General features: G+C 50.8%; 2 protein-coding genes and 1 pseudogene. All 3 read right to left on the bottom strand.

What is annotated here, in order from left to right; translation table 11 throughout:
* Positions 1-283 (bottom strand): hypothetical protein (locus QMX96_RS26660; protein ID WP_282362720.1); only part of this gene is annotated, 283 nt, incomplete at its 3' end.
* Between the two features lie 247 nt (positions 284-530).
* A complete protein-coding gene (locus QMX96_RS26665) occupies positions 531-800 on the bottom strand; it encodes a hypothetical protein (RefSeq protein WP_054916221.1) in 270 nt (89 codons plus the stop codon).
* 12 nt (positions 801-812) lie between these two features.
* Positions 813-1,424 (bottom strand): annotated as a pseudogene (locus QMX96_RS26670) (hypothetical protein); the annotation flags it as partial.

Here is a 1,424-nt window from a genome sequence, read left to right on the forward strand (position 1 = left end):
CAACCTCGGAGCCTTTCTGAAGATCACCGTTGACGGCTGCGGCGGCAAGCACACCAGTCAATTGGGACAGCATCACATGAACGTTGGTGTCGCCACCGGATAACGTTGACAGCGTATCTGCCATGGCCTCGTTCAAGCCCGCAGCCATGGCGCCAGTTTTGAAATCACTGCCCGTGGCCTCTGCCAGCAAACCACCCATGACGGCATGCACCACAATTTTTGGCAGGCTGCCGTTCTCAAATCGAATGGTCTGGTCACCGGCAAACTTGAAGCCCGTGGCCATGGCGATGCTGCCTGCCTGGCCTCGCAAGAGGTGCGTGTTGTGTATTGAGATTTTGCTCCTGTTAAGGAGCGAAAATTCATGCTCAAAAAGGGAGTATTGAGCAGATAGACCGTAGGTCGTCAGGGTGGGTGCAAAAGGGGTGCAACTTGACTGCAGAAAGGATGCAAGAAGGCGGCAAAAAGGGTGCAGATCGGGTGCAAAAACACCGGCGCTAGGCCGGTGTCAGATCACACCTAGGCTTCTACAATTAACAAGAGACATTCAAACCGCAAGCAGAGATAAAATCACGTATCGGTATATCAAGAAAGCTACTCTCTCCAGCGGAAAGAACATCTTGCAATGTGACGATGCCTTTTTCAAAGTCCAAAGAAACGTCAAAGCAATTAAACTCGAACTCCCTGAGCAGAACGCTCTTTGAGCACATCCGCTCATCAAAGGCATCTTTCAAAATAGAGCGAACGCTGTCGTCCAACTCTTGGGCGACAAATCGTTCTATTAGTGTGCCGCCACTGCTCATAACCATTCCTAACTAGTACGGGAATGCAGTCTGAATCACACCATCCCGAACATTTATTTTGATTGTCGATGTTGGAGCGCCTGAGACGTTTGTTCCAATCACCTTACCTGCATTGTACTCAATAACGTGCCCACCTGGGCCATTAGGAGTTACCTTCCCATATTTCAGTGCGTTATCAACATAACTAGAGACATCTTTAACAGATGTTCCTTGCGAGAACTTACTAACATTCGCAAATCCTGAATCAGGTCCATGGCGATAGAATACATGCTCAATACCTGTCATCAAACCGCCTTTGTTATAAGTGCTCGCGCTCCACGATGCATCTATTTGTCTTGGGGCTGGTAATGCCTTGATCGTGTCATCTACAACAGCCCCAGTTCCTTTTGCACCCCCCACCGAATGCGCATAAGGCATCCCTGCCTCCGCATCCGTTATACCACTTGTCGAATTCGGATTCTTTCCAGGTGGCCCATTTTTACCACCAGCGTTGTCCACCAGGCTCGACGCCTTCCAAGCCGTCTCCCGCTCCCCAAGCGCTTTCGCAACCTGCCCCAGCTTCCCTGCCTTGTTGATCACCGCAAAGCTCAGGGCGAACTCGGTCTCCCACTGCATTTCCACCCG

It is taken from the genome of Pseudomonas sp. PS01300, from assembly GCF_029960155.1.
In the GTDB taxonomy this organism is placed as follows: domain Bacteria; phylum Pseudomonadota; class Gammaproteobacteria; order Pseudomonadales; family Pseudomonadaceae; genus Aquipseudomonas; species Aquipseudomonas palmensis.